General features: G+C 56.2%; 1 pseudogene. It reads left to right on the forward strand.

What is annotated here, in order from left to right:
- Positions 1 to 1,433 (forward strand): annotated as a pseudogene (locus tag FQK12_RS00135) (phage tail tape measure protein); the annotation flags it as partial.

Genomic DNA, 1,433 nt, shown 5'->3' on the forward strand with positions numbered 1-1,433 from the left:
TGGGGCTGGCAAGAGGTGCATTAAATTTAATCGGTGGTCCGTTCGGCGCCGCGATGCTGGCCGGTTCGGGCCTCCTTTACTTTCATGAGAAAGCAAAGGAGGCCAGGCAGTCAGCCATTGATTTAAAAGATGCCGTAGTCGAAACCAGTGAAGCGCTGATGCGCCTCTCGCTTAACCAGCTAAATGTGAAGCAGTTCGACCTGGAGGATCAGTACGAAAACCAGGTCGTGCAGCGTAACCAGCTGATGAAAGAGATTCAGGATGCCGACAGTCGTATCGACAGCCTGAAAGGGTTTGACCCCTTCGGCCAGCTGGAAGGGGTAACAAAAGGCCAGGCGCGTGCACGGGCGGATCTCGATAGCGTTAACGAGGGACTCCGCAAAACCGAGGAAAACATTAAGCGTGTCAGTGATGCAAAAACACTGGCTCAGCTGGGTTTATCGGGAAAAATAACCTCCCTTACGGACGATCTGAAAGGGGCGTTAAGCACGCCCCCCAAAGAGACCGGAGATGGAAATCCCTGGGGCGGCGATGGCGGTACCGGCACGGGGAAAGGCAGTAAGTCCAAGGTCGACCAGTTCAAAACGCTGCGGCAGCAAATTGAAGAAGCCCATGCGTCCAGCCTGGCCAGAATTAACCTGCAGGAAAAGGACAGTAACAGGGAGCTGCAGGAAGCGGCGAAGAAAAATGGCGCCAGTGATGCTGACCTGCAGCGCGCGCTGTTAATGACCGCAGAGAATTACCAGAAACAGCGACTGGATCTGGCCGCGCAGTATTCCCCCGCCCAGGAAACTCTGCGAAAAGAGCAGGAAGCCAGCCGGGACCTGGCTGAGCTTTTCAAAGCCCGCCTTCTTGATGAAAAAGAGTACCAGGCCGCACGAATAACGCTGGCCAGAGATACTGCGAAAGAGCTGCTGCAGGCGCATGCCGATGAAATCGCTGCGCCGGCACTGGATATCGCCGGCGAAGTTGATCCACTGGTCTCGCTGCGCAATCAGCTTGCGCAGCGGCAGGCATTGCTGCAGGCGTACTACCAGGGCAGCGCGATCAGCAAAGAACAGTACGAAATGCTGATGCAGAAGGCGACGAAAGAATCCGCCGATGCGCAGTATCAGACGTCACTGGAGTTATACCGATCACAGGGAGAATTCCAGAGCCTGGCCGTCGGGTTATTTGAAACGGCCCATGAGCGCTCAAGCAACTTCCTGACGAGCATGCTGACGCGGACGAGAAGCTTTAAGGAGAACATGGCTGACCTGTTTTCCTCGCTCACGCAGTCGATCATAAAAAACCTCGTTGATATGGCCGCTCAGGCGCTGGTCACCAGTTCCGTCATGCAAACCATTATGGGCGTGGTGGGCGTCGGGACCAGCGTTGTCACGGGCGCTGCGGGCGCAGGCTCGGGGACGGCGATCCAGAATGCCGCCAGTAAC

Origin of the sequence: Klebsiella sp. ME-303 (assembly GCF_007910085.1) — a bacterium.
Taxonomy (GTDB): domain Bacteria; phylum Pseudomonadota; class Gammaproteobacteria; order Enterobacterales; family Enterobacteriaceae; genus Klebsiella; species Klebsiella michiganensis.